This is a genomic window from Pseudomonas sp. 91RF, from assembly GCF_003576265.1.
Lineage (GTDB): Bacteria > Pseudomonadota > Gammaproteobacteria > Pseudomonadales > Pseudomonadaceae > Aquipseudomonas > Aquipseudomonas kribbensis.
Map to the genome: position 1 here is coordinate 188,876 of NZ_QWFC01000048.1, position 18,500 is coordinate 207,375.

The window sequence follows — 18,500 nt, forward strand, 5'->3', positions numbered from 1 at the left end:
GCGCAGTGAAGACAACCCCGCGGGACTGCCTCGGAAAACGCCGGATGTTATCACAAGAGCCGCCACGCACCTATCCCCCAGATGCGCATGGAGCATAGTTAGATGACCGATGACAGGCTTAACGGGGACGAGAGAGGCTCAGAGCTTCTCCGAATGCAAATTTCGAGACGAAATTGCGGATGTTTATTGACTTTCAAGGCCCCATCGCGAGCAGGCTCGCTCCCACAAGGTTCTGTGGCGATCACAAAACCTGTGGGAGCGAGCCTGCTCGCGAAGAGGACAACGCGAACATCAAGCCAATCAATGCAAGCGCTTGCGGCACATCAGCTGGGCCATTTTCGCGGTGTCCGGGCGTTCGACGATGCCTTTCTCCGTAACGATCGCATCGATCAGGTCCGCCGGCGTTACGTCAAACACCGGGTTGAACGCCTCCACGTCCGCCCCGACCCGCTTGCCGCCGACCTCCAGCAGCTCGGCACCGTCACGCTCCTCGATCGGAATGTCATCACCACTGGCCAGGTTCATGTCGATGGTCGAACTCGGCGCCACCACCATGAAACGCACGCCGTGGTGCATGGCGTTGACCGCCAGTTGATAGGTGCCGATCTTGTTCGCCACGTCGCCGTTGGCGGTGATCCGGTCGGCGCCGACGATGACCCAGGTCACGCCTTTGGTTTTCATGATGTGTGCGGCGGCGGAGTCGGCGTTGAGGGTCACCGGAATGCCTTCATTGGCCAGTTCCCACGCGGTCAGGCGCGAGCCTTGCAGCCACGGACGGGTTTCGTCGGCGTAGACGCGCTCGACCATGCCCTCGATGAACGCGGCGCGGATCACCCCGAGCGCCGTGCCGAAGCCGCCGGTAGCCAGGGCGCCGGTATTGCAGTGAGTCAGGATCGCCTGGGCATTGCCCTGATGCTTGCGGATCAGGTCGACACCAAGCTGGGCCATGGTCAGGTTGGCTTCGCGATCGCTTTCATGAATGGCAATGGCCTCGGCTTCGAGCGCCTCCAGCGGGTCGGCGTTGTCCTTCAGGCGATCCAGCCGGTCGTGCATGCGGTTCAACGCCCAGAACAGATTGACCGCCGTCGGGCGGGAATCGGCCAGCAGCATGAAATCCTCTTCCAGCGCCGCATACCAGTCGCCACCTTCGGCGATCCGGGCACGGGCCGCCAACACGATGCCGTAGGCGGCACTGATGCCGATGGCCGGCGCACCGCGCACTACCATCGAGCGAATCGCTTCGGCCACGCCGGCGGCGCTGGTGTAGGCGATCCAGTTTTCCTCGAACGGCAAAACGCGCTGATCCAGCAGGTGGAGCGCGCCATCACGCCAATCGATGGCCTTCACTTTCTCCGCAGCCAACAGTCGATCGCGCATCCCTCACCTCGCACTCATGAACAAAAGCCGCCGATTATAGCGATCCCCCCGCGAAGACGCTCGGGTATACTTCGCCATCCTTTACAAAAGCACTGGAACCGACCCTCGATGCCGAAACCTGCCATTGCGCTCGACTTATTATTGCTGCCGACCTGGCTGGTACCCGTCGAACCCGCAGGCGTTGTGCTCAAGGAGCATGGCCTGGGCATCCGCGACGGTCGCATCGTGTTCATCGGCCCGCGCGCCGAAGCCTTGAAGTGTAATGCCGCCGAAGTCCGCGAATTGCCGGACGTTCTGCTCGCCCCCGGCCTGATCAATGCTCATGGTCATGCCGCCATGACCCTGTTCCGCGGCCTCGCCGACGATCTGCCGTTGATGACCTGGCTGGAAAACCACATCTGGCCGGCCGAGGGCAAATGGGTCGATGAAGATTTCGTGCGTGACGGCACCGACCTGGCCATCGCCGAGCAGATAAAAGGTGGTATCACCTGTTTCTCGGACATGTACTTCTTCCCGAAGATTGCCAGCGAGCGCGTGCACAACAGCGGAATCCGAGCGCAGATCGCCATTCCGATCCTCGATTTCCCGATTCCGGGCGCTGCCAGCGCCGATGAAGCCATTCGTCAGGGCGTCGAACTGTTCGGCGACCTGAAGCACCACGAACGCATCAAGATCACCTTCGGCCCTCATGCACCCTACACCGTTGGTGATGAGAACCTGGAAAAAATCCGCGTGATCGCCGAAGAGCTGGACGCCTCGATCCACATGCACGTCCACGAAACGGCTTTCGAAGTGCAGCAAGCCGTCGAACAGCACGGCGAGCGCCCGCTGGCCCGCCTCGGTCGCCTCGGCCTGCTCGGCCCGCGCTTCCAGGCCGTGCACATGACCCAGATCAGCGATGACGACCTGACGTTGCTGGTAGAAAGCAACACCAGTGTGATCCATTGCCCGGAGTCGAACCTGAAACTTGCCAGCGGCTTCTGTCCGGTAGAACGCCTGTGGCAGGCCGGGGTCAACGTGGCGGTGGGCACCGACGGCGCCGCAAGCAACAATGACCTGGACCTGCTGGGTGAAACCCGCACCGCTGCGCTGCTGGCCAAAGCTGTCGCCGGCTCCGCTACCGCGCTGGACGCTCACCGAGCGTTGCGCATGGCCACGCTGAACGGCGCGCGGGCCTTGGGGATCGAAGCCGAGACTGGCTCTCTGGAGCTCGGCAAGGCCGCAGACATTGTCGCGTTCGACCTGTCCGGCCTGGCCCAGCAACCGGTCTATGACCCGGTCTCGCAACTTATTTACGCCACCGGCCGGGACTGCGTGAAACATCTGTGGGTCGCCGGCAAGCAGTTACTCGACGACCGGCGCCTGACACGCCTGGACGAACAGCAGCTCGGCGATACCGCCCGGGCCTGGGGCCGACGCATCAGCGGCCACACCGAATCGTAAACACCCCGGGTCAAACTCCGGGGCTACAGCCTTTTTCAAGTTTTAGAGGATTGAATCATGAGCAACGTCGACCACGCCGAAATCGCCAAATTCGAAGCACTGGCCCATCGCTGGTGGGACCGCGAAAGCGAGTTCAAACCGCTGCACGACATCAACCCGCTGCGGGTCAACTGGATTGACGAGCGCGTCAACCTGGCCGGCAAAAAGGTCCTCGACGTCGGTTGCGGCGGCGGCATCCTCAGCGAAGCCATGGCCCAGCGCGGCGCGACCGTGACCGGCATCGACATGGGCGAAGCGCCGCTGGCGGTCGCACAACTGCATCAGCTGGAATCCGGCGTGAACGTCGAGTACCGCCAGATCACCGCCGAAGCTCTGGCCGAAGAAATGCCCGAGCAGTTCGACGTCGTCACCTGCCTGGAAATGCTCGAGCACGTGCCGGACCCGTCCTCGGTGATCCGCGCCTGCTTCCGCATGGTCAAGCCCGGTGGCCAGGTGTTCTTCTCCACCATCAACCGCAACCCGAAGGCGTACCTGTTCGCCATCGTCGGCGCCGAATACATCATGAAGCTGCTGCCGCGCGGCACCCACGACTTCAAGAAATTCATCCGCCCGTCCGAGCTCGGCGCCTGGAGCCGCATGGCCGGCCTCACCGTCAAGGACATCATCGGCCTGACCTACAACCCACTGACCAAGCACTACAAGCTGGCGGCGGACGTTGACGTCAACTACATGATCCAGACCCTGCGCGAGGAATAAGCCGATGGCCATCAGAGCAGTCCTTTTCGACATGGACGGCACCCTGCTCGACACCGCGCCGGATTTCATCGCGATTTGCCAGGCGATGCGCGCGGATCGCGGTTTGCCGCCGATGAACGACAAGCATATTCGCGACGAAATCTCCGGCGGCGCCAAGGCCATGGTCGCGGTGACGTTCTCGATGGACCCGGAGTCGCCGGGCTTCGAGGAATTGCGCCTGGAGTTCCTTGAGCGCTATCTGGTGGGCTGCGCCGTGCACAGCAAGCTGTTCGACGGCATGGGCGAGCTGCTGGCCGACATCGAGAAAGCCAACCTCATCTGGGGGGTGGTCACCAACAAGCCGTTGCGCTTCGCCGAGCCGATCATGCAGCAACTGGGGCTGGCCGAACGCTCGGCCCTGCTGATCTGTCCGGATCACGTCAAGAACAGCAAGCCGGATCCCGAGATGCTTGAGCTTGCCTGCAAGATGCTTGATCTGGATCCGTCGACCGTTCTGTTTGTCGGCGATGATCTGCGCGATATCGAATCCGGCCGTGACGCGGGCACCAAGACTGCCGCCGTGACCTATGGCTACATTCACCCGGACGACAACCCGCGACACTGGGGCGCGGACGTGGTGGTGGATCATCCGCAAGAGTTGCGCAAGGTGATCGATAACGCTCTGTGCAGTTGCTGATTCGGGCACGCTCCATTCCCATGCCGGTCGTGGGAACGATCAGAAGTTAATGGATTAGAGGTTTTTTATGTTTGATTACAGCGCTCGCCCTGAACTGCTCAAGGATCGGGTCATTCTGGTCACCGGTGCCGGTCGCGGCATCGGTGCGGCCGCCGCCAAGACCTACGCGGCCCACGGTGCGACCGTGCTGCTGCTGGGCAAGACCGAAGCCAACCTGACTCAGGTCTACGACGAGATCGAAGCGGCCGGGCATCCGCAGCCGGCGATGATCCCGTTCAACCTCGAAACCGCCCTGCCCCATCAATACGATGAGCTGGCGGCGATGATCGAGACCGAATTCGGTCACCTCGACGGCCTGCTGCACAACGCCTCGATCATTGGCCCGCGCACGCCGATCGAGCAGTTGTCCGGTGAAAACTTCATGCGCGTCATGCAAGTCAACGTCAACGCGATGTTCATGCTCACCAGCACCCTGCTGCCGCTGCTCAAACTGTCCCAGGACGCCTCGGTGGTGTTCACTTCCAGCAGCGTCGGTCGCAAGGGCCGCGCCTACTGGGGTGCCTATGGCGTCTCCAAGTTTGCCACCGAGGGTTTGATGCAGACCCTGGCTGATGAAGTCGACGGCGTGGCGCCGGTACGCTCCAACAGCATCAATCCGGGCGGCACCCGCACCAGCATGCGCGCCCAGGCATATCCGGGGGAAAATCCGCTGAACAACCCGACGCCGGAAGAGATCATGCCGGTCTATCTGTACCTGATGGGTCCGGACAGCACGGGCATCAACGGCCAGGCATTCAACGCCCAGTAATGCCATACGTCGCTTTTGTTGCCGCGGCGGATTCCCGTCGCGGCATACATTTGCCGCTTTGCGCAGGCCCGTTTCAGTCAAATAACCACCACTCAATTTCAAGCTATAAATTCAACTCATTGATTCACAAAGGTTTTAATAAAACCTGAACTGAGTGGCACGACTTTCGCTCTACATTCCCTCAAAGCACGCCGAGTGAAGGCAGTCGGGCAACGCCAGATTTCGATAGCTGACTAATCGTCATCGGGCAGACTAAACTTGTGCCAAATGTCCTACGGGACTGATGGATCAGTATGACGCGCAGCCCATAGCCGCTCTCACCCAGCCTGTAAGACAGACTTACTGCTTAGGGGCTCACGCCATATGAAATCACCCTCCCAGACCACTGCAATTGACTTCGACAGTGCCAAATTGCAACGCCTGGGCTTTGGTCAGCTGCCTCCGCTGCTGCAGCGACCTGTCAGCCTGGCGCAATTGCGCCAGCAAATGAGCCTGCAACTGCAAACCAGCCTTGAGCCACAACGCATCCTGGGTCTGTTTTTCCGCGAAGTTCAGCGCCTGGTACCGCTCGACGCCTTGAGCTATGTGCACAGCGGCAGTAACCTGCGCCTGGAATTCGGCGCCCGCGGTCATCACTCGGCCAGCTACAGCCTCAGCCACGATGGCGAGCACATGGGCGAGCTGGTGTTCCGCCGCAACCAGCGCTTCAGCGAGCAGGAACTGGGCAATCTGGAATCGCTCCTGTCGTCCCTGCTGTACCCGATGCGCAATGCACTGCTCTACCGCGTTGCGACGCAGACGGCCCTGCGCGATCCATTGACCGGCGCCGGCAACCGCATCGCCATGGAGCAGACCCTGCAGCGGGAAATCGAAATGTCCCGTCGCCACCTGCAACCGCTGTCACTGCTGATGCTGGACATCGACCATTTCAAACAGGTCAACGACAGCCATGGTCACACGGCTGGCGACGAGGTACTCAAAGCCGTCGCAGCCTCGATCAAGGACCAGTTGCGCAACGTCGACATGGTGTTTCGTTATGGCGGGGAAGAGTTTTTGATCCTGCTGTCCAACACCAGCCGCGAAGCCGCCGCGATGGTCGGCGAACGCCTGCGGTATGCAGCACAGGCCCAGGACTATTACGCCGATGGCCAGTTGATCGAACTGACCGTGAGCCTTGGCTGCTCGACCCTGCTGCCGGGCGAGTCCGCCGACAGCCTGCTGCGCCGCGCGGACAGCGCGTTGTACGTGGCCAAGCGCGACGGACGCAATCGCCTGACAATGGCCGGCTGACTGACTCTGCCAGACAAAAACGGGAGCACATGGGCTCCCGTTTTTCATTGAGGTCGTCGGACTAGCTCTCGACCAGCGCCCGTCGTTCGCGACCGACCAGCACCCGTTCCGAAAGCTCCAGCTGCATGCAGCGCTCAAGGAACAGATACATGTAGTCGTAGCTCTTGCACACAGCCTGGCGCAGCTCCGTCTGCAAGGCCCGGCTCGGGTTCATGCCGGCCAGGGTGCAAATGATTTCCAGCGCCTCCCAAGGGTGGGCGTCATCGTACTGGGCGTGCATTTTCAGCCACTTCATCGCCCGCTTGCGATCCTCTTCGGGGAACGCGGCGGCATACACACCGGTCGAGCAGACCAGCGCCGACCACTCCCCGGTCGCGCCCTCGATCGCATAGTTGGTAGCGGCAATGGCCACGATCAGCGAATCCGCCGAACTGGTGTGCCAGCACCAGTGACTCAGCGCATGCAACTCCGGCGGCACTTGCTGGGCCTGCAGGTCTTCCAGGCTCACGCCGTGGGCCCGACTCCAGTTCACCCAGTAATCGGCGTGATTGAGTTCGACGCGGATGTTGCGCATCAGCCAACGCCGCGCCATGTCTTCACCCGGGTGGCGGGCGAATTTGGTTTTGGTGAGATTCTGCGCCATGTACAACGCGAATTGCTCAACGACAGGCCAGCCCCCGATCAGGTACTGGCGCATGGTTCTGGCGCTGAGCTTGTTATCACGCATGCGCAGGTAAAGTTCATGTTCGACAACCCGGCGTTTGCTCTCGCTGCAGTCCTGGATCAACTGTTGTGCCCAGGCAGGATAACTTGCAGCTTCCATGAGTGGTCCGGTTCGGTTGAATGTGTCGATCACTGTTCGGCTCCTTTTGATTTGTGATTGTAAGGATCGGCAAGAGACTTCAACGGAACGTGCCAGGCGCCTTGAACAACAGCGGCTGCGGTCTGGCGGGCCGACTTTGCAAACTGTCGCAGGTAAACAACTGCGGGCGTTCGATGACATAACCCTGAGCGTAATCCACGCCGATTTCAAGCAATGCCTGCTCGATCTGGGCTGTTTCGACAAACTCCGCAATTGTCTGCTTACCCATGACATGCCCGATGTGGTTGATCACTTCGACCATAGCGCGGTTAATCGGGTCGTCCAGCATATCCTTTACGAAACTCCCGTCGATCTTCAGGAAGTCTACAGGCAAATGTTTCAAATAAGCGAATGAAGACATTCCGGCACAAAAATCATCCAGCGAGAAGTAACAACCCAAGCCTTTGAGTTCATTAATAAATCGGATGGCACTGCCAAGATTTGCAATGGCGCTGGTTTCTGTAATTTCAAAACAAATCATTTCAGGAGGAACGGAATAGTTATCAAACTGTTCCCGCAGAAAGTGCAAGAACGCGTCATCTCCGATAGTAATGCCTGAAAGATTAATCGCACACATTGCCAGAGGCCGTTCGCACTCTTCGTTAATACATTGAGCAATTACCTTAAATACATTCTGCACAACCCAGCGATCGAGTGACGTCATCAAACCGTAACGCTCGGCCGCCGGTATGAAACTGTCCGGCAGAATCATCCGACCCGCCTCGTCATGCAGGCGCAGCAGAATCTCGATGTGCCCGCCGGTACCGCCGGCAACCGAACCCAACGGGGCGATTTCCTGGGCATAGAGACAGAAGCGGTTTTCCTCCAGGGCCATGTGCAGGCGCTGTACCCAGGCCATCTCGCCGAAACGCAAGGACAGTTCCGAATCGTCGGCATGGTAGACCTGCACCCGGTTGCGGCCTTTTTCCTTGGCCATATAGCAGGCCATGTCCGCCGCCCGCAGCGAGGCTTCGAGGGTGGTCGGGGTTTGCGCGACATGCACCAGACCAATGCTGACGGTGGTCAGGAACGGCCGCCCCTTCCAGACAAAATGCAGGTTCTGCACCGTCTGACGCAGCCCTTCGGCGATCTTCTCGGCCGCCTCCGGCGCACAGTTCTCCAGCAGGATGCCGAACTCGTCGCCCCCCAGCCGCGCCAGCGTGTCGCCCTCGCGCAGACCGGATTGCAGCAACGCACAGATATGCCGCAGCAACTCGTCACCCGCCGCATGCCCGCAGGTGTCGTTGACCAGTTTGAACTGATCGAGATCGAGGAACATCAGCGCATGCCGCCCCGGCTGCCGGGTCAGATTGTGCAGAGCCTGTTCGAGGCGGTATTCGAACTCGCGGCGGTTGGCCAGGCCGGTCAAGGCATCATGAGTGGCCTGCCACGACAGATTGGCAATGTATTGCCGCTCCTGGGTCATGTCGTGCAGCACCAGCACTGTCCCGCTGACCTTGTCGGCATTGCGGATCGGTGCCCCGACCAGGGTCACCGACACGGTGCTGCCGTCCAGTCGCTGAATCAGCTTCGAGTGCTCGCTGCCACCGCTCAATTGGCCGCTGAGGATGTGTTCGATCAGGGTCAGCCCTTCGGTCTGGGCGTTGTCATCCAGCAGATTGAACAATGCCGCCAGCGGCAGGCCGGCCGCCTGCTCGGCCTTCCAGTGCGTCAAGGCCTCCGCCGCCGGGTTCATGTATTCGATCGCACCGCTCACATCGGTGGTGATCACCCCGTCGCCAATCGATTGCAAGGTGATATGGGCCCGGTCCTTTTCCAGTTGCAGGGCTTCGGCAAAGGCATGCCGCTGCTTGAGCAGTTTGCGGGTGCGCAACAGCGCCAGGACGATCAGGCCCAGCGCCGTGGCGAGGTTGGTGAACAGCAACAGACGCAGGATTACTCGCGAGCCTTCGCCCAAGGCATCGCTGAACGCCTTGGCGGCGGGTGTCACACCATCATTGATCGCAAAGATCCGGTCCTTCCAGCGCCGGATATCGGCATCGGTGGCGGCATTGGCCGTGATCCGCCGGTGCATCTCCTGCGCCACATCATCGAGTTCCACCAGATAGGCGTCACCCAGCGTCCAGCGGTCGATGGCGGTTTCCAGATAACTGAAGTGACGAAAGTTCAGGTAGAGCCAGATCAGGCTGGAGACATCGTCCGGGTGGTTGCCGCCCTTGAGGATGCCCTCGCGCGCCGCTTGCAGGTCGGGTGGTTGCTTGTCCAGGGCCAGACGCAACTGATGGCCGCCCTGAGGCACGGCGATCGCGTTCTGGTATTTGAGGTAAATCGCCTCGTCACGGCTGTCGGCGTACAGATTCAGGTAGTAGATGGCGTCTTTCTGACCCTTGGACCATAGGCTCTCGCCCGCCACATAGCCACGAACGGCTGACAAGACGTAAAGACTCACGCCCCCCAGCAACGCCTGAAACAACACGACGGCGATGAATGGCCAGACGATGCCCAGCAACCGAGGCGTTCCGAGAGTCCGCTTTTGCTTCATGGGATTCCTTGCATGAGCACTGCCTGGTCGTCCTTCTCTTTGCGAGCATCCCCCCAAGACTAGGAGGCGATCCCGGTTCCGGCAAGCGGCGGATCAGCCTCAGTGCAGCACAAGTGCCACGCATAGATATGTACCGCCAACACAGGGCTTCGGATCGTTTTACTGCGTACTCCCATTTCCGTAACAGGAACCCATGCGAAGGAGTGCGACGTGACAGAGATGACTACTGATGCAACCGAGACATCAGCCGCCAGGGAACTGCGTGCCCGCCAGGCATTGGGGCTCGACAACGGCCCGGATATAGAGGGATTCGTGCAACCCACGGCCAAGGAGCGGAAACGCTTCAATGCCTTGCGCCGCGCGTCTACCGGTGCCGCCCCCACCGATACCCTGGAAACTTACAAGGCAAAACTCATCAATGCGCAAATCACGGCCACCGTAAAAAGCTTCATGTCCGGCAGCCCCATGCTGATTCGCCGTCTGGGTGCCGAAGTACTGTTTCCTCCCTCCACCGAGGAAGTGCGCGCGACACCTTCGGTATTTCTTCAGCAGATTCTGGACGCGGCACCGGCACAAGACCTGGCAGACCGACTGCTGAAGGCCCTCAGGTGGTACGGTGCAGGCCCCGGAGAACAAACGCCTGCTTCAGTACGTAACCAACTGCTGTGCAAGGCCATCTGCCTTTACCTGCATGCACCATCATCCGTTGAATCTCAAGAACTCGCCGGCTTCCGCTGGCAGGATCCGGTGCATTGGGGCAAAAGCTACCAGACCCTGCGCGATGATTTCGCCCGGCACCTGCTGCAAACAAAGCGAGTCGCCACCACCAAGGAGTCGATAGTACTGGCACACATTTACCAGACCCGGCTGTCGAAAGACTTCCAGGTCGCCGATGTCCCACCCGACCTTCGCTACAAAAGTTCGGTGGTGTGGGTCAATTTCATGCACGGCGTGCTGCTGGCTGACGAACTCGACCTGGACAGACCGCAACCGCTGTCTTTTCAACAGCTCGTCAATCTGCCTCTGGAACGCAGTGTCAACGCTTCGACCGAGGAGCTCGAAAAGATTACGCGTCTGAGATTGAGCCCTGCGCTCGACTGGGCAGTCTGCATGGGCATCGTTCAGCCACGAGCGGCATCCGACTACAACGAAGAAGAAATCAAACGGGCGTTGGCGGCGCTGGAAAGCCAGAGTGAAAGCCTGAACAAGGCGGTGCAATCGCTGGAGTTACGCCCGCCGGACAGGCTGCAGATGGCCAAGGGAATGAAAGATGCTGCGCTGGGTAGCCATGTACTGGAGACGGACGGACGCAAACTGTTGCGGGATGATCCACCGGCTGCTCTGGGCTTCAAAGACATGCCGTCATTGAAACTCGAAGGGTACGGCTTCCTGGATCTTTATGCCGATGGCCAGTTCGATGATGGCAAGCGCTGGTTTTTCACCGAACCAGATGGAAAAACGCGAACTCTCGAAACGTTCCGAATCGACGAAAATCGGCACTATTACTCGGAGCGCGAAGTCCACGGCGTTTACCGGCAGATGTTTACTGGCGGAACCATTCCCAACTTTTCCGGCAAGACGCTACCGGATGTCAATGCGCAATTCGATGTCGACTTCAAGAATCATCTGACAACTATCAGGTTGGCCTATCAGACCTTGATCCTGAGTCTGCTGGCGTCGCTGCCATCAGCTGAACGTCAGACACTGGAACGAGGCGCCATCAAAGTACTGGGGCTGCGCCAGATCCTCAAAAAAGAAGGGAAGTCAGACGATATCCGGGCTAGAAAAGGCTTCGTTCTACAGGCGACGTGTAATGGCGAAATCAGCTATTACGAACTCATCCCGAGTGCCGGCGTCATTCGTCGCCGAATCGGCCTGAGATCTTCGACTGTCAATGGCGTACGCACCGAATTTCCCCTGCACGCTTCGATCCCCGGACAAACCTATTCCCCCGAACGGAATCTCTCCACGACCCTTCTCCTCGACTGGCTTGCCCACTTGAATGGCAAGACGCCCTCTGACGGGCAGTACTACATTGGCTTTCTCGATACGATGGGTCAGATGCCCGCAGCCTTGCCGTCCAGTGAAACAACGACTCCGACATCCTCTCGCCTTAAAGCGGTGGCTGAGTACATTGCGGCGAACTACCTCTATGTCGATGAAAAGCATTTGCGCACCCAGGCCCGAGGCATGACGGTCTTCGATACCCTGAAGGCCAGAAGCGAACAACGACTGAATACATTTCTGACCATCGTCAAAGGATTCGTACCATTCTGGGGCAGCATTGAGGATCTGCTGTCGGACGACACCACCAAAAAGGTCATGGGCGGAGGCGGACTTTTGCTGGATCTCGCGTCTTTCCTCTTTCCCGTCGGGAAGTTCATTTCGGGAACGGTACGCCTGATCCGCGTAGCGAACACAGCCTCCCGCATGGCCGTCAAAGCGAGCCTGCCGTCCTTTTCGACGCTGACTCGCAAGCTCCTGACGGCGACGGTGAGCAATCTGAACCCGTTGAGCGGCGTTCCGACGTTGCTCAAGTCGACTCTCAGCGGCGTTGGCCGAGGGCTGCTGGGGGTGGGGCGTCTGACTGTGGGCGGAATAAAAAAGCTGGCGGGCCATGCTGACAGCTACCGACTGGTCAACAATTTGCCGCAGACCATCAATCCGGGGAGCTGGAAAGCGCTGAATCAGGGAGATCGACTGGCATCTGTCAGAGGTATCGATGATGTGCTGGTACGACACACAAGCTCGACAAACCTGAAGCGGCTCCACCTCGTCGACCCGGTGACGTCCCTTCCTTACGGACCGCGCCTGTTCAACCATCGAAAGCAACTCATGCAAGGTCGATCCGGCTTCACCACGCTCCCCCCCGGCAAACTTCATGCGCGCGCTGAAATCCCTGAACAGGCCAGCGTCCGTGAAATGCTCGAAATCGACGGGCGCACCACCCTGCTGATCGATGACATTCCCTATCGTCTGGACGGCGATCAACTGCGCCGCGCGGACCTGATCGATGAAAAGTCGATGTTCAAATCCATACCTTGCCGGGCGCGACGAGCACCGGGCAGCGATGTATGCAGAACGAGTTATGTCACGCGGACTCCAGCGACGACGCCGCCCCCGAACAGTCAGGACACAAGCAAGGGATGGGCGCCATGGTTCGGCGATACCATTTACACACCGGCCATCTCCTCGCAGCCATTACTGACAAGCGCCATCAAGACCTACAGGCAACTCAATGCATCATTGGAGTTTCAAAAGGGAATCTACGCGCGCATCAAGGTTCGCCTGCCCTACGATCGCTCAAAAAAGTTCGATACGCTTGAAGTCGGAGCGATCATCGTTCCCGCGAAAGATGACTCGAAACACTATGTATTCACCCGCCTCAACGCCGGGGATTTTTACGTCACCGAACGCTTGCCCGGACAGGCTCTTTCCGATCCTCTGGTTTTACGCAAGGCGCAAACCCTGCCTGTGGAACTGGCGGAGGAACTGAAGAAGGTTTATACCGGGTCGCTCAATGCCAACAACACGGCACGGATCCACACGGTTCCAGAGGTCGAGCGCGCCCTGAAAACCATGGATGACATCGCTATTTCACTCGGCACGATCGCTAATCCACCTGCCGGCATGAAATGGCTGAAGGTAGACACCAGCCCCGGTGAAGCGCTGATGTTTGACCACTCGACGCGAATGATCGTAGCGAAGCGTACCGAAGGTGCCACCACGTGGGCACGAAGCAAGGACGCTCCTGAGGCTTTGCGGCAGCGAACGGCGGAAATTTTCGACACCCTGTTTCTGTCACCGACGACCACGCCAAACCTTGACAATGCGTCGCTGCGCATCAATGACACAATGCAAAAACTGCAACACCTGCTGAGCCGATTTGACCGCACAGACAATGCCCGCAATATTGCCTATGCCGAAGTCATCACTGCCAATGGCGTGCGAGAAGTGTACGTCAGCGTTTCCGGCGCTCATGGCACAACCAAACACCTGCCCCTGTTTCGGCATCTGGGCGCCAATCATGTGAAGATCGGCGACACGACCTACGTCAACGTCGACTTCAGCCTGACTGTTGGCAAGACGAACCTGGAATTGACAGATAAAGGGCGCCTGGCAGCCGTCCCACTGACCATCAAGAACATCGATACCTACACACCGATACTGGCGGCCCGACCGACCTCCCTGGACAGCGAAAGCAAGCTGATACGCGTAATTCGCGAGAAATACACCGATCCACTTGAGCTGAAATCGGTGGACGTCGCTACCACGATGCCGCCCTGCGAATCGTGCTCACTGGTCATGAAGGAATTTGGTCATAGAGGTGAAGCCGATGCGTTGCAGGTTTTATGGAAATGACCTACATCCGCTGCAAATGCCCATATAGCTTGGCGTACAACCCGCCATCGGCAATCAGTTGCTGATGGTCGCCATCCTCGGCCACTTGCCCGCCGTCGAACACCAGCACCCGGTCCGCCTGCTTCACCGCTGACAAGCGGTGGGCAATGATCAGCGTGGTACGGCCATGGAGGAACCGCGCCATGGCCTGGTGCAGGTTGTATTCGGTGGCGGCGTCGAGGGCCGAGGTGGCTTCGTCGAGGATCACCACTTTCGGCTCGGCGAGGATCATCCGCGCAATTGCCAGCCGCTGCCGCTGACCGCCGGACAGGCGCACGCCGGAGCGGCCGACGATGCTGTCCAGCCCGTCCGGCAGGGCACGGATGGCGGGTTCGAGCTGGGCGATTTCCAGCGCCTGCCAGCAGGCTTCGTCACTGCGGGTACGGCCCATGGTCAGGTTGGCGCGCACGGTGTCGTTGAACAGCGCCGGATGCTGCAGCACCACCGCGACGTTTTCCCGAACCGTTTCCAGGCCGATTTCCTGCTGGGTCGATCCGCCGAAACGGATCGTCCCGGCCAAGGGCGTGTACAGACCGAGCAACAATTGCACGAGGGTACTTTTGCCGCCGCCGCTGGCGCCGACAATCGCCACTTTCTCGCCCGGTGCGATGGACAGGTTCAACTGATCCAGCACCAGTTCGTCGCCGTAACCGAAGGTCAGTCCCTGAACTTGAATCCCGAGCGTATCGCGGCCCTTGAACGGGTCGACGCCGCCGGGGTATTGCGGCTCGTCGGCGCGTGCCAGCAGTTCGTTGATCCGCGACAGCGCACCGCCCGCCGCGTAATAGGCGTATTGCAGGTTCAGCAGTTGCTCGACCGGACCGATCATGAACCACAGGTAACTGAACACCGCGAGCATCTGCCCGATAGACAGGTCGGAGAACAGCACCGTGAGCATTGCCGCTGCGCGGAAGATGTCGATGCCGAACTGGAACAGCAGACCACTGGCGCGGTTCGAGGCGTCGGTCTTCCACTGCGAGTTGACCGCGTAGTTGCGCACTTCCTGGGCCCGCAGCCCCAGCCGTCCGAGAAAGTAGCCCTGACGGTTGCCGGCCCGCACTTCCTGAATCGAGTCGAGGGTTTCGCTCAAGGCCTGGGTGAAGCGCGAGGTGCTGTCGTTTTCCAGTTTCTTCAGGTGCTTGACCCGTTTGCCCAACTGCACCGTGGCGTAGATCACCAGCGGATTGAACAGCAGGATCAGCAGCGCCAGTTTCCAGTGCATCCACATCAGGATGCTGGCAGTGCCGACCAGCGTCAGCATCGCCACCAGAAAACGGCTGAGGGTTTCGCCGACAAACTTGTCGAGGGTGTCGAGGTCGGTGACCAGGTGCGTAGTGACCGTGCCGCTGCCCAGGCTTTCGTATTCGCCGAGGGAAATACGCTTGAGTCTTTCGATCAGGCGAACGCGAATGCGATAGACGATGTCCTTGGCCAGCCGCGCAAACAACCGCGCTTGCAACACGCCAAAACACAGGGCGCTGCAACGCAGGGTCAGGGTCACCACCAGCATCAGGCCGATATAGCCCGCCGCTTGCTGCCACATGCTCGGCAGCACATGGTTCATGAGTTTCAGCGCGGCATCGCCGTGGCCGAGCAGGACTTCGTCCACCAGCAACGGCAGCAGCAACGGAATCGGCACGCTGCACAGCGTCGCCAGTACGGCCACGCCGTTGGCGATCCACAGGGATTTTTTGTGATGAAGTGCCAGTCGCCGGACTTCAGCCCAGCTCAGCCGGTCGACACGCTTGACGGCTGGCGTGTCATCGGCCGGGTCAGACACAGGCCGCGCGCTCCAGCCATCGACCGAGCAACGGCGACAGTTCACTGAACGGCTGGTAGCCGTTGGTCAGCAACGCCAGCTGGCCATTGCGTTCGGCGAGCAGGGTCGGGAATCCGGCGATGCCGAGATCCTGAACCCAGTTGAAATCGGCCAGTGTGGCCTCGTGCTGGTCAGCACGATCAAACAGGGCTGCAAATTCGATACGCGGCACACCGGCCTTTTCGGCCAGTTCCACCAGCACATCGGCGCGGGTGACATCGCGGCCCTCGACGTAGAACGCGTGCTGGATCAGGCCCAGCAGCGTCCATGCACAATCCGGTGCCAGAGAACGCGCCGTGACGATGGCGCGACAGGCGGGCTCGGTGTCATAGACAAAGCCTTCGGGCAACGCGCCTTCGAACTTGAACGGCTGGCCGGTGGCTTCGGCGACTGCCTGCCAGTGTTCGAAGATGTAGCGCCGGGTGGTCGGCTCCAGCGCCGCGCCACTGCCGGTACGCAACCCGCCGACCACCAGGTGCAGTTCCACCCCGGCAGCCTGCGCCTGCTCCACCAATGCCTTGGCGACCGGGGCAAATCCCCAGCACCACGAACACATCGGATCCATCACATAGAGCAGGCGTGCAGACATGATTAAGCCTCGGAGGATGCTTGCTTATAGTTGTAGCCGATCGGGTGCGGCATGTTGCGCGCTTTTGCCAGTTCGATCTGTTTCTGGCGGTCGATGGCGCTGCGGCGGGTCTTCTCGCTCAGGCTGTTCCAGCAGTGCGGGCAGCTGATGCCGGCCACGTAATGCTCGGAGGCGCGATCCTCGACGCTGACCGGGGTGCGGCAGGCATGACACTGATCGTAGTCGCCTTCGCTCAGGTCATGGCGCACGGTCACGCGGTTGTCGAAAACAAAGCAGTCGCCCTGCCATTTGGTCTCTTCCTGCGGCACCTCTTCGAGGTACTTCAGGATGCCGCCCTTGAGGTGGTAAACCTCCTCGAAGCCTTCGCCCAGCATGTAGCTCGACGCCTTCTCGCAGCGGATGCCACCGGTGCAGAACATCGCGACTTTCTTGTGCACGGCCGGGTCGAAGTGTTCTTTGATGTAGTCGGGGAATTCGCGAAAACTGGTGGTTTTCGGATCGATGGCGCCTTCGAAGGTGCCGATCGATACTTCGTAATCGTTGCGGGTGTCGATCAGCAGCACTTCCGGATCGCTGATCAGCGCGTTCCAGTCCTGCGGCTCGACGTAGGTGCCGACCTTCTTGTTCGGGTCGACGCCTTCGACGCCCAGGGTCACGATCTCTTTCTTGAGCTTGACCTTGGTGCGGTAGAACGGCTGCTCGTCGCAGTACGATTCCTTGTGATCGATATCGACCATGCGCGCATCGTTGCGCAGCCAGGCCAGCAGGCCGTCGATGCCTTCGCGGCTGCCGGAAACCGTGCCGTTGATGCCTTCTTCGGCAATCAACAGAGTGCCTTTGATGCCGTTGTCGACCATCGCTTGCAGCAGGGGCTCGCGCAGGTTGACGTAATCTTCGAGGGTGACGAACTTGTACAGTGCCGCCACGACAATCGGTTGTGTCATGGGTATTTCTCCAGGTGGCTACCCTCGTAAAGGGTGAACCGGATGCGAAAAAAAACGCGCCGGGTGAGCGGCGCGTTGCGGATTCTAGCAAAAAACCTCAGTTCATTGCTGCAAGGCTCAATGCTTGCTGCCGCCGGCACAGGTCGGCGACGCCGGAGCGGCGCCCACTTCTGCCCATTCCTGCGGGGTGTAGGTGTGCAGCGCCAACGCATGGAACTCGCCCATCAGCTCGCCGAGCGTGCCGTAGACTTTCTGGTGGCGCTTGACCCGGTTCAGGCCTTCGAACTGCGCACTGACCACCACTGCCTTGAAGTGGGTCTGCAACCCGCGACTGTGCATGTGGCTTTCGTCCAGCACCTGCAGATGCTCAGGCTGAAGCAGCGCCAGCGTCGATTCGATGCGTTGTTGCATGGTCATCACGAACTCCGCTTACTTCTTCTTGGCCGGAGCCGCGCCTTTCGGTGCCAGCTCGTTGGTCATGTCGTCCAGCAGCTTGTTGACCACAGGAACGGCAGGTTCCAGTTTGGCCTGGGTCATCTGGGCCGATTGCTGGGTCAGCTGCGGCATTTTTTCCAGGACTTTCTTGCCCAGTGGCGACTGGTAGAACGCGACCAGGTCTTTGAGCTCCTGTTCGCTGAAGTTGCTGGTGTAGAGCTTGACCATGTCCGGTTTCAGCTTGTTCCAGCCAATGGCCTGGTCCAGGGCGGCGTTGGCCTTGGCCTGGTAGGTATCCAGTACGGCTTTCTTGGATTCCGGAGCCTTGGTCTGTTCAAAACGCTGGGCGAACATCTGCTGCACTTGCATGTACACCGGAGTGCCCAGCTTGTCAGCGTGCGCCAGGGTCAGGAAAGCTTCGGCACTGGCGTTGTGGCTGGCGGTATCGGCAAACACCTGGCCGCTGGCGCAAACCAGGGCAACCGCGGTGCAGATGGCACGAAGACGAGTCATCGAGTTTCCTTTTCAGCTAGGCGAGGTAAAACCCCAAGGGCGACCATTCTGCGCCTGAATAACGCTGCGGCTCAACCCCCGGGC

At 59.9% G+C, this 18,500-nt stretch carries 14 protein-coding genes; 6 read left to right on the top strand and 8 right to left on the bottom strand.

What is annotated here, in order from left to right; all coding sequences use genetic code 11:
- Positions 1-300: 300 nt before the first annotated feature.
- Positions 301-1,377 carry an S-methyl-5-thioribose-1-phosphate isomerase gene (mtnA, locus tag DXT77_RS25725; RefSeq protein ID WP_114884665.1) on the bottom strand — a complete coding sequence of 359 codons (1,077 nt, stop codon included), beginning with the start codon at positions 1,375-1,377 and terminating at the stop codon, positions 301-303.
- Positions 1,378-1,485: 108 nt separating this feature from the next.
- Here mtnA and DXT77_RS25730 point away from each other — a divergent pair, with 108 nt between their 5' ends.
- The 5 genes from DXT77_RS25730 (at position 1,486) to DXT77_RS25750 (ending at position 6,350) form a co-directional block, all read left to right on the top strand.
- Positions 1,486-2,820, top strand: coding sequence for a TRZ/ATZ family hydrolase (locus tag DXT77_RS25730; protein ID WP_119429688.1), 1,335 nt, complete (start codon positions 1,486-1,488; stop codon positions 2,818-2,820).
- Positions 2,821-2,877: 57 nt separating this feature from the next.
- Positions 2,878-3,576: a bifunctional 2-polyprenyl-6-hydroxyphenol methylase/3-demethylubiquinol 3-O-methyltransferase UbiG gene (gene ubiG / locus DXT77_RS25735; protein WP_007950906.1), complete on the top strand. Its 699-nt coding sequence runs from the start codon at positions 2,878-2,880 to the stop codon at positions 3,574-3,576.
- A gap of 4 nt (positions 3,577-3,580) precedes the next feature.
- Positions 3,581-4,252, top strand: a complete 672-nt coding sequence (mupP, locus tag DXT77_RS25740) for an N-acetylmuramic acid 6-phosphate phosphatase MupP (protein WP_119429689.1) — start codon at positions 3,581-3,583, stop codon at positions 4,250-4,252.
- A gap of 67 nt (positions 4,253-4,319) precedes the next feature.
- Positions 4,320-5,060 (top strand): YciK family oxidoreductase, encoded by a 741-nt coding sequence (locus tag DXT77_RS25745; protein ID WP_119429690.1) that lies wholly within the window; start codon positions 4,320-4,322, stop codon positions 5,058-5,060.
- A 363-nt stretch (positions 5,061-5,423) separates the two neighbouring features.
- Positions 5,424-6,350 carry a GGDEF domain-containing protein gene (locus DXT77_RS25750; RefSeq protein ID WP_119429691.1) on the top strand — a complete coding sequence of 309 codons (927 nt, stop codon included), beginning with the start codon at positions 5,424-5,426 and terminating at the stop codon, positions 6,348-6,350.
- Positions 6,351-6,411: 61 nt separating this feature from the next.
- On the opposite strand, the gene DXT77_RS25755 is transcribed toward DXT77_RS25750, so the two are convergent.
- Both DXT77_RS25755 and DXT77_RS25760 read right to left on the bottom strand, forming a co-directional pair.
- Positions 6,412-7,206 (bottom strand): TenA family transcriptional regulator, encoded by a 795-nt coding sequence (locus DXT77_RS25755; protein ID WP_119429692.1) that lies wholly within the window; start codon positions 7,204-7,206, stop codon positions 6,412-6,414.
- 46 nt (positions 7,207-7,252) lie between these two features.
- Positions 7,253-9,715, bottom strand: coding sequence for an EAL domain-containing protein (locus tag DXT77_RS25760; protein ID WP_119429693.1), 2,463 nt, complete (start codon positions 9,713-9,715; stop codon positions 7,253-7,255).
- Between the two features lie 219 nt (positions 9,716-9,934).
- Between DXT77_RS25760 and DXT77_RS25765 the strand changes: the two genes are divergently transcribed.
- A complete protein-coding gene (locus DXT77_RS25765; RefSeq protein WP_119429694.1) occupies positions 9,935-14,077 on the top strand; it encodes a hypothetical protein in 4,143 nt (1,380 codons plus the stop codon).
- 1 nt (position 14,078) lies between these two features.
- Here the strand turns inward: DXT77_RS25765 and DXT77_RS25770 are convergent, their stop codons facing one another.
- The 5 genes from DXT77_RS25770 to DXT77_RS25790 all read right to left on the bottom strand — a co-directional run bounded on the left by DXT77_RS25770 (position 14,079) and on the right by DXT77_RS25790 (position 18,416).
- The gene (locus DXT77_RS25770) at positions 14,079-15,896 is read right to left on the bottom strand and encodes an ABC transporter ATP-binding protein (RefSeq protein WP_119429695.1); all 1,818 of its coding nucleotides are present in this window, start codon (positions 15,894-15,896) and stop codon (positions 14,079-14,081) included.
- On the bottom strand, positions 15,889-16,524 hold the full coding sequence (locus DXT77_RS25775) for a DsbA family protein (protein WP_119429696.1): 636 nt from the start codon (positions 16,522-16,524) through the stop codon (positions 15,889-15,891). The genes DXT77_RS25770 and DXT77_RS25775 overlap by 8 nt, the downstream gene beginning before the upstream one ends.
- A 2-nt stretch (positions 16,525-16,526) precedes the next feature.
- On the bottom strand, positions 16,527-17,468 hold the full coding sequence (locus DXT77_RS25780) for a rhodanese-related sulfurtransferase (protein ID WP_119429697.1): 942 nt from the start codon (positions 17,466-17,468) through the stop codon (positions 16,527-16,529).
- Positions 17,469-17,585: 117 nt separating this feature from the next.
- Positions 17,586-17,885, bottom strand: a complete 300-nt coding sequence (locus tag DXT77_RS25785; RefSeq protein WP_065257175.1) for a BolA family transcriptional regulator — start codon at positions 17,883-17,885, stop codon at positions 17,586-17,588.
- 12 nt (positions 17,886-17,897) lie between these two features.
- Positions 17,898-18,416: a DUF2059 domain-containing protein gene (locus DXT77_RS25790; protein ID WP_119429698.1), complete on the bottom strand. Its 519-nt coding sequence runs from the start codon at positions 18,414-18,416 to the stop codon at positions 17,898-17,900.
- Between the last annotated feature and the right edge of the window lie 84 nt (positions 18,417-18,500).

Bases quoted from the DNA above. Each gene is read 5' to 3' on its own strand.
- ubiG (WP_007950906.1), top strand. From the start codon at position 2,878: ATGAGCAACGTCGACCACGCCGAAATCGCCAAATTCGAAGCACTGGCC.
- DXT77_RS25745 (WP_119429690.1), top strand. From the start codon at position 4,320: ATGTTTGATTACAGCGCTCGCCCTGAACTGCTCAAGGATCGGGTCATT.
- DXT77_RS25790 (WP_119429698.1), bottom strand. From the start codon at position 18,416: ATGACTCGTCTTCGTGCCATCTGCACCGCGGTTGCCCTGGTTTGCGCC.
- DXT77_RS25780 (WP_119429697.1), bottom strand. From the start codon at position 17,468: ATGACACAACCGATTGTCGTGGCGGCACTGTACAAGTTCGTCACCCTC.
- DXT77_RS25785 (WP_065257175.1), bottom strand. From the start codon at position 17,885: ATGACCATGCAACAACGCATCGAATCGACGCTGGCGCTGCTTCAGCCT.
- DXT77_RS25750 (WP_119429691.1), top strand. From the start codon at position 5,424: ATGAAATCACCCTCCCAGACCACTGCAATTGACTTCGACAGTGCCAAA.
- DXT77_RS25765 (WP_119429694.1), top strand. From the start codon at position 9,935: ATGACTACTGATGCAACCGAGACATCAGCCGCCAGGGAACTGCGTGCC.
- DXT77_RS25730 (WP_119429688.1), top strand. From the start codon at position 1,486: ATGCCGAAACCTGCCATTGCGCTCGACTTATTATTGCTGCCGACCTGG.
- DXT77_RS25760 (WP_119429693.1), bottom strand. From the start codon at position 9,715: ATGAAGCAAAAGCGGACTCTCGGAACGCCTCGGTTGCTGGGCATCGTC.
- DXT77_RS25775 (WP_119429696.1), bottom strand. From the start codon at position 16,524: ATGTCTGCACGCCTGCTCTATGTGATGGATCCGATGTGTTCGTGGTGC.
- mupP (WP_119429689.1), top strand. From the start codon at position 3,581: ATGGCCATCAGAGCAGTCCTTTTCGACATGGACGGCACCCTGCTCGAC.
- mtnA (WP_114884665.1), bottom strand. From the start codon at position 1,377: ATGCGCGATCGACTGTTGGCTGCGGAGAAAGTGAAGGCCATCGATTGG.